Annotated in this window: 6 protein-coding genes and 1 pseudogene; 3 read left to right on the plus strand and 4 right to left on the minus strand. The window is 59.4% G+C overall.

Annotated elements, in window-relative coordinates:
• On the minus strand, positions 1-650 hold a 650-nt coding region (locus tag NS365_RS22615), incomplete at its 3' end, for an MCP four helix bundle domain-containing protein (RefSeq protein WP_153003918.1).
• Between the two features lie 359 nt (positions 651-1,009).
• Between NS365_RS22615 and NS365_RS23920 the strand changes: the two are divergent.
• The 3 genes and pseudogenes from NS365_RS23920 to chrA form a co-directional block, all read left to right on the plus strand.
• Positions 1,010-1,595, plus strand: a pseudogene (locus tag NS365_RS23920) (integrase core domain-containing protein); the annotation flags it as partial.
• 312 nt (positions 1,596-1,907) lie between these two features.
• Entirely contained in the window at positions 1,908-2,726 is an 819-nt protein-coding gene (locus tag NS365_RS22625) for a chromate resistance protein ChrB domain-containing protein (RefSeq protein WP_058602550.1), read from the plus strand.
• A 1-nt stretch (position 2,727) separates the two neighbouring features.
• A complete protein-coding gene (gene chrA / locus NS365_RS22630) occupies positions 2,728-4,143 on the plus strand; it encodes a chromate efflux transporter (RefSeq protein WP_058602551.1) in 1,416 nt (471 codons plus the stop codon).
• Between the two features lie 77 nt (positions 4,144-4,220).
• Here the strand turns inward: chrA and NS365_RS25150 are convergent, their stop codons facing one another.
• From NS365_RS25150 to NS365_RS24825, 3 genes are all read right to left on the minus strand, one after another.
• A complete protein-coding gene (locus tag NS365_RS25150) occupies positions 4,221-7,211 on the minus strand; it encodes a TrlF family AAA-like ATPase (protein ID WP_058602552.1) in 2,991 nt (996 codons plus the stop codon).
• 338 nt (positions 7,212-7,549) lie between these two features.
• The gene (locus tag NS365_RS22640; RefSeq protein WP_193753518.1) at positions 7,550-7,930 is read right to left on the minus strand and encodes a PIN domain-containing protein; all 381 of its coding nucleotides are present in this window, start codon (positions 7,928-7,930) and stop codon (positions 7,550-7,552) included.
• Between the two features lie 8 nt (positions 7,931-7,938).
• Positions 7,939-8,478: AbrB/MazE/SpoVT family DNA-binding domain-containing protein (locus tag NS365_RS24825; protein WP_206612169.1), on the minus strand; the 540-nt coding region annotated here is incomplete at its 5' end.

Consider the following 8,478-nt stretch of genomic DNA (forward strand, 5'->3'; position numbering starts at 1 on the left):
TTCGGGGGCAACAACAGAAGCTTTTGGATACGATCTTCCTTCGTCTCCGCGACAACAGAGATCATGAGAAACCGCAGGTGCTCAAACGTGGGATGGAGATTAGTCAGAACGGTACGCTCAGCTGGAGCAATATCCTGCAACGGGACGGTGCTCTCCAGCTTGTCGATCGCCTCCGCCATCTCGTCTCCTATCGGTCGGCCGTGTGTGGCTTCCCAATCGAGAGCGTTGACAATGGAATTTTGTTTCGACAATTCGACAGCGGGTTGGGCTGTCGCCCACCAGTCGTTCAAAGCGAGAATCGCTTGATCGGCCAGTTGCGTTTCTTCGTTTGCTGTCCCGCCCAGCCGGCTGCGGTAAGATGCCAGGATCGGGGCGATCGCATCCATCGCATCCTTCATAGCTTTTTCGCGGTCGTCCTTCAGGGAAACGTCATCCACCATAACCAAAGCGTTTAGACTTCGCCCCATGCCCTGCATAAGTTGCGTAGCATTGCCAAGCATGACAGCTGTTTCATAAGGCCCGGCAGCAAATTTTTTCATTGCTTCGTTCGCATAACTCAAGCGAGAGACGCCAAGATATCCAGCAGAGCCAAGCATCGCCAGAACTGTTGCGAAAGAGATACCGAGCTTTAGTTTCACGGACACGCGCATATCGTCTCCTTGTGCAATTTTATAATTTCAAATTGTGCAATTTCACGAAGACAATGGTGCATTCAATGCCGCTAGGCGTATGCTGCAATAATACGTATCCTGGCTCAAAATTTTCAGGCTTGGTGAAAAGGTCATGAAAAAAGCAATTTTCCGAAGTTTTTGATATCCCTTTGCCAAAGTATAATTTTTATTTTGTTGCATAGTTTTGATATCAAGCGTGGTATAAATGTGATAGTCGGCGGATCACAAGCATATATTGTTATTGCCGTCTCCCATTAGGTAGCCAATCCAAATGTATCACCAAATTTTGACAATGTTGCAGAAGATTTACTCGCTTGAGTATACTTTTGGAGCTGCAAGTTGACGCATGGCGCCACAACGGGCGCGTTGCCGTGGACCGCTCGAATCTACGTTCGCCAGCGGGCTCGAACCGGTGGCGCCTTTGCTGGCTCACTGCTCGGTCGGCTCTGAGATCGGATGCGACAACGGCGAGAAGGTGCGCGTCGCCTTCGCGCTGGACTGCTGCGACCGCGAGAGCATTGGCTTCATCGCCACCACAGAGGGCATCAAGGGCCTCGACGTCCAGGATCTCATGCTGCTGGCCGTCGAGGCCCGCTTCGGCCGCGTGAACCGCTTGCCCCAGACGATCGAATGGCTCACCGACAACGGCTCGCGCTACATCGCCGGCGAACTAAGGGCCTGGCACGTGATATCGGGCTGGAGCCCAGGACCACATCCATACATAGCCCGCAATCCAACGGCCTGGCAGAAGCCTTCGTCGGCACGATCAAACGCGACTACGTCCGCGTCTCTTCTTTGCCGGATGCCCGAACCCTCATCGACACGCTGCCGATTTGGTTCGAGCCCTACAGTACCGTTCACCCACACAAGGCGCTCGGCTACCTCTCACCGTGCGAATTCATCGCGTCCCAGCAATCCCTCTGATCCTGTCCGATCATTCGAGGGCAATAACATCCGCCTTGTTCGCTAGGGCTGTCGGGACGCAAAATCCAGCTTCCTCTTCCGTTACTGCGGATATGTCCTCCACGTCACTTCCGTTGAAGCTGTGGCTTCCGGTGGAGTGAACGGTTCATAGCCGTACGGACGCACTTGGCCACCTTGAAGTCACCCACGGATCTGCGCCTTGACAGGCTGTCTTGGAACAGCTGAGTTACTCAGATGGGGACGGCGATCTCCCCACGAGGCCACGGCCGAAGTATCGCGTCCCCCATATCCATTGTCATGGATGGACGCGGCATGGCTTCGACGATCACCATCATGCAAGACAAGCTCGCCCGGCTCGTGGGCACCCCGAAGTCCCCGCTCGTCGTCGACGTACGAACCGAGGAGGACTTCTCCGCCGACCCGCGCATCCTGCCCGGTGCCCTGCGGCGCGGGCAAGCCGACGTTGCCGTGTGGGCTAGGGACCTGACGGGACGGACCGCCGTCGTTGTCTGCCAGAAGGGCGGCAAGCTTAGTCACGGCGTCGCGGCTTGGCTCTGCCACGAGGGCATTCCCGCGGAGGTGCTGGAAGGCGGACACGAGGGATGGGCGGCGGCTGGCCTGCCGCTCGTCTCGGCAGCGAAGCTGCCGCCCCGCGACAAGCAGGGTCGCACCGTGTGGGTCACCCGTGCCCGGCCGAAGGTCGATCGCATCGCCTGTCCTTGGCTGATCCGCCGCTTCATCGACCCCTTCGCCGTCTTCCTGTTCGTGCAGCCCTCGGAGGTTGAGGCCGTCGGCGAGCGGTTCGGTGCCGCGCCCTTCGACGTCGAGAACGTCTTCTGGAGCCACCGCAGCGAGCGCTGCACCTTCGATACGATGGTGGACGAGTTCGGCCTCGACATGCCGCCGCTCCGGCGCCTCGCGACGCTGGTGCGCGGCACCGATACGGGGCGGCCGAACTTGGCGCCTGAGGCACCCGGCCTCCTCGCCGCCTCCCTCGGCCTGTCGCGCATGTACACAGACGACCTCGAGCAACTGGAGGCGGGCCTCCTCCTTTACGATGCCTTCTACCGCTTGTGCCGGGACGCGACGGATGAGACCCACAACTGGCCCGGCCGGAAGGGAGGTGCGTGATATGACCGACGTTCCTGCGACCCACGTCCCGACCACCGAGCCTGTCCGAGCGCACAAACACGGCATTGCCTTCGGGGAGGCTGTCCGGGTCTGGATCAAGATCGCCTGCCTCTCCTTCGGCGGTCCGGCCGGGCAGATCGCCCTCATGCACCGCGTCCTCGTCGATGAGAAGCGCTGGATCGGCGAAGAGCGGTTCCTCCACGCCTTGAACTATTGCATGCTCCTGCCCGGCCCCGAGGCTCAGCAGCTCGCGACCTATGTGGGCTGGCTCCTTCACCGCACAAAGGGCGGCCTCGTCGCAGGAGGCCTGTTCGTCCTGCCGGGCCTTCTCGCCATCATGGCCCTCTCGTTCGTCTACGTCGCCTTCGGCAATGTCGGGATCGTGGCCGGCCTGTTCTTGGGCCTGAAGGCGGCGGTGCTGGCGATCGTACTGGAGGCAGTGAATCGGATCGGCAAGCGCGCCTTGCGCAACCGCACCATGGTCGCCATTGCGGCGGCCGCCTTCGCCGCGATCTTCCTGTTCGACGTGCCGTTCCCCGCGATCATCCTCGCGGCCGGTCTCCTCGGCTATGTCGGCGCCCGCTCCGGATCGCCCGCCTTCACTGGGGGCGGTGGGCACGGGCCCTCGAAGGGGGCGCTGCTCGCCGACGCGGACTCGGCGCTCGGCGAGGGCATTCCCGACCACGCCCGACCGAACCTTGGTTGGGCGCTACGCATCTCGGCGGTGTTCCTCGCCCTCTGGCTCGTCCCCGTCGCGGTTCTCGTCCTCGCCCTTGGAACGGGGAATGTGTTCGCCGATGTCGCGGTGTTCTTCTCCAAGATGGCGGTCGTCACCTTCGGCGGCGCTTATGCCGTCCTCGCCTACGTCGCCCAGCAGGCGGTCGAGCACTACGGCTGGCTGGAACCAGGCGAGATGCTGAACGGTCTCGGTCTCGCCGAAACGACGCCGGGACCGCTGATCATGGTGACGCAGTTCGTTGGCTTCCTCGCTGCCTTCCGCGAGCCGGGCGCGATGACTCCCTACGTCGCCGGAACGCTCGGTGGGCTCATGACCACCTGGGTGACGTTCCTGCCATGCTTCCTGTGGATCTTCCTCGGAGCACCGTTCATCGAACGGCTGCGCGGCAACCGCGCGCTTTCGGGTGCGCTCTCGGCCATCACCGCCGGAGTGGTCGGCGTGATCCTGAACCTTGCCATCTGGTTCGGCGTACACGTCCTGTTCCGGCAGGTCACGGAGGTTCGCTTGGGTCCCCTTTCAATGGACGTGCCACGTCTCGCGAGCCTCGACCCCGTCGCCCTCGTTCTCTTCGCGGCCGCCGCGATCGCCCTTTTCCGCTTCCGCCTCGGTGTCGTGCCGACGCTTCTTGGAGCGGCCGCCGCCGGAGCTGTCTGGCACCTCGTAGAGCAACAGCTATGAGATCAAGCAGCCTCGAAAGCCTCTTCCACCTTCCACCCCCAGGCGCCGTCAAAATGAGCTAGGTTTTCGGCCTGCTGCTACAATCCTACGCGTAGCCGTTTGGCACGTTCTTTGAAGGCTTCGGCTCCGCCTTCGAGGATGTTGCACACACTCCTGCGAATATCGGGGTCTTCAAGTCCACCGGCCTGATAGCGGATTTCAGGGAGCTGCCCTGGACGGTGGGGACCACAGGTTGCCACAATAACCTGATCTGCATCGGTATTGACGATCAGATTGGCATTATGAGTGACAATGATGATCTGCCGACGCTGCTTGGCCGATCTAAAGCGTTCTACCAGCTCGACAAAGATCGAGTGTGGATCAAGGTTTTCTTCTGGCTGATCGACGATGAGGGGGCGATCGTCGTCGGTGTCGATCGCCAGATAGAGTAACAACAAAACGATGCCTCGTGTGCCCGGTGGCAGTCTCTCTACGTCTGTCCCGTCATACTGAATGCCGTAGGCGATCTGGATATGGTCGGTGCCATAGAGCCAAGCGGAAACGTCACCAACCCACTGACGGAAATCGGCAGCTTCAGCCGGGTCGCGGCGATTATAAGGGCAGCATTCAATGATGGCCGGGTCGTGTGTTTCGCGAAAAGCAGCAAGAGCTTTTGACACATCTTCGGCGGTACCCGTGCTCCAAGCCGGAAGAAGACTGGCGCGCGCGTGATCGGCCAGTGTGCCTATGCGCAGCTTCGACCCCTTGCGCAGGTCCAGCAATGCTTCTCCCTTTCGGGCCCAAGCATCGACGTCGACGCGACGTCGAACCTGGAACGATAGTTTGCGCGCCGATCCGCTCTCGGCCTCAATGCGACTGGCGAGCGGGGCATACAGGCTGGACAATTCGGCCTGCTCGGCAACCAGCGCGTTGAACACACGTGTATAGGCGGCTTGGCGCTCATCGCGAATTTCCAGCAGACGCGCTGGTGCCTTCTCCGCCGTCGCAATCTGGCGCTGAAGTTTGACCACCTGTGCCTCATCAGCTGCGATTTTGCTGTTGAGCGTCGTCAGCGACTTTGCGGCTGCCCGATCGACGCCAATGAGGCTCTCAAGCCGCTGTGTTTCCGCCGCAAGAGCAGCGATTGATAGGGTTTGAAGCGGTGCACCTTGTGGCAGCTGAGACGTGGTGGGAGGTGACGTTCCAGCTGCTTCTGCGACAGGTGTGCTTGCAAGCGCTTTCAGTGCCGTCACGGCAGTTGCGCGTTCGCCAGCGATTGCGGCGTCAACATCGCCTTTGAACGTCATTTCGAAACGTTGCCATAGTGGCTCTGGCATCTGCGCAGCTTCATGGTGCTGGCGCATCTGACGGAGGGCGTCAGGAAAGGTCCGCTTGCGCGCCAGGGTGACCTCATGCGCGAGTGTATCGAGCGCGTTGCGGCGGCGTTCGAGCTGTTCATGCTCCGACCTGCGCTTTTGCAAAGCCTCTGCAACGACGTTGTATGCTTGAAGACGGGCCTGATCGCCGCCACTTTTCCCTACAAGGGCGGAGCGATCGGTCTGCGCCTTCGTGATCGTTTCTCGCAGAGTTGTCAGCCTGCTTTGGAGCGAGCCGATGCTCGCCTCTTTTTCCCGCTCCCCAACAAACTCCGTCGATAGGTCGCGAAGTTCATCCTCAGCTTGCCCCCGTGCCGTGCGTGCGCTCTCCACACGCAAATCGAGAAGCTGGGTGAAATCCGTGGCGCCGAGCCGCTCTTCCGTGGGGTGGGCGAGAAAGATAACCCGCTGGATCTCAGTCAGCAGTTCGTCATTCAGTCCCTCAGCTGAGCATAGTCGGTCGACGAATTGCTGGGAGAGATAACGCACCTGTGGCTCGCCGTCTTCGCCGGCATCTTGCAGGACGCTGGCGATCGTCTCGCTACATGCGGAGCCATCATCCCAATTCAGCTCGACCGTCGCTTCGGTGAGATGGTCGCGTGCGCGGTGGACGAAAGAAAGCTTGTTTGCCTTCACCGACAACGCGGCACCGCCAGCGGCGATCAGATCAGCGAGAGCCGTCTTTCCGGAGCCCCGCGCACCGATGATCCCGATCAGACCAGGGTTTAGAGGTATAACGCCATCGTGGAGAAAGGGCGCGCCCTTCACATTGACGTCCGTCATCACTTGAGAAGGCTGTGCCGCAGGCGGCGCCGCAGTCCCCACGTGAACCCGCATCTCGGGCTCAAGGCACGCTTGGCGTAGCGTCTCGAACGTCACTTGCCCTTTGAGCCAGCACCGGCGGTCTTGCGCCGGGGCCGCTACTATCTCGGGACGATGCGCATCGCTACCATGCAGGCACGGTTTCAGGCCGCCATATTCGGCTACCAACACCTCGCGCGCCACTGGTCCTTTGCCGAGCCAGAACTTCCGATCGCCCGGCCTGCTTGAGAAGATGATGTTGGATGCGCGTTCGATCTCGCGTCGCAGCCGCGTTAGCGACGCATCGCTTTGCAGTCCCGCAGTGCCATCGCCGCTACCAGCTGCGACGGCGATGAGAATGTTGGCCCGCGCCCAATCGCTCGCTTCCATAGCCTCGCGTAAGTTGGCAAGATCGACTTTGAACTGGTTGGTGCCGGTTCTTAAGGCTTGCTCGTCACTGGTAACAGCAGCGTCGTGGGCGCGACCTAGCCGCATGAGATCGGATGGTGTGCAACGGTAGCGCTCGTCTTTTACTTCGAACCGTAAGTCAGAAAGGAACGCGCTTAGGCGGGCCAGATGATCATGGTCGTCAGGGGATACCAGAAGGTGGATGTTGATCGCTGATCCCCGATCGGTGCCGATCCCCAACCGAAGCTCGACATTCGGGAAGATCAGATCGACATCCTTAAGACGGCCAGAACACTTATAAGCGACAGCCTGCTCGTAGGTCGCAGTGCTGAAATAGTCGGTGATGCCAAGCGCGCGAACAGGCGGATCTGAAGTCTCGATCCGGGATAGGAACTGTTCCCATCCGTCGGCGGCAGGGTATTGATCAGCAAGGATGGTGCCCGGAGTATGGATGTGGGGATCCCAGCGATGCCAGACCGATCCCCTGCTAAGCTGTCCCGCCATTCAAACAACCCTTCCCGATACCTTCTTCGGTACCTAATCGGGGGTTGTTATACGGCTACGTTACGTTGTGAGTAAGGGCGTGCATATGAAAGCCAGCCCAACTCGATGAAACAATGGTGGATTTTCCCAGGCACTTCGTTTGCGGTTCAATCGCTACGATCGCAAGTGGCAGCTGATAACCATCATGGTCCATCCGCTGACCATCAGCTTTTCGATCACCTGAGCTTCCGGCCGAACGGGGCTGCATCCGAAACCTGTTGCGGGCATATCGCCCAAAGGGTTCGAACATGGACTTGCAGGATGCTGGCCCTCGTATAATCCTTTTCCAAATATGCCGCTTATCTAAACTGCTCGACGCGCAGTCCGAGATCGCGCGCGACCTTCGACCAAGCTTTGTCAGCGGTCACGACTGTTACCGCGAGCTTTTGTCCTAGCGCTAGGCACGCGCGATCACCATGGCTCAAACCGAATGGCTTGGTGAGAGCGAACATACCGCCGGCACGCACGGCGAGATCGAAATCAAGGGGATGAAAGACGAGGCCGAGATCGCGAATGAGTTGCTCGGCTTCCTCCACGCTCATACCGGTTTGGCAGAGCTTCGAAATCGCTTCCTGAATTGTCAGAGTGGAGACAGCAGCTCCCTCATCGATCCATCGCTCGACTTTCGTCGCGCCTTTTTCGGCGAAGGCATAGGCGAGGATGGCCGAGGTATCGATCACGCAAACCGTCACGAACCCGACACCTCGCTTGAGTGTTCACTCTCCTCGTTCTCACGGGCAGCCTCGGCTCGCTTCTCCTGCAAAAACTCCTCCACGATACTGACGCCGGGCTGAGCGTATTTTTTGGCAATTTCCTGGGCTCGTTTGCGTCGAAGCCGTGCCGTGGTCAAAGTGACCTGATCGCCCTCCGCCTCAACTAAAACCTTGTCGCCCTTTGTCAGCCCAAGAGCTTTCCTCAGGGCTGCCGGTAAGACGACGCGGCCGTTATCCTGAAGTGGCAATTCATAGACGACCATCACTTCACTTTCAAACAGATCAATACGATAATGATGCCACTTATAGAGGAACGTGATCGAATCTTCAATTGACCCGCCACTCGGCCGTAGATCTTGCATGCAGCCAGATTTGTCATTTTTGAGGAGTGAAGACATATTAACGCAAAAACCGGCCATCGCGAAGAAAGTGTCTAACTGAGGATTTATGCCATAGACTGCGCTGATGGGATGGCATACTCTGGCTAAACACGTCCAAAACTGATCGTTTAAGGA

Origin of the sequence: Aureimonas ureilytica, assembly GCF_001475935.1 — a bacterium.
Taxonomy (GTDB): Bacteria; Pseudomonadota; Alphaproteobacteria; order Rhizobiales; family Rhizobiaceae; genus Aureimonas; species Aureimonas ureilytica_A.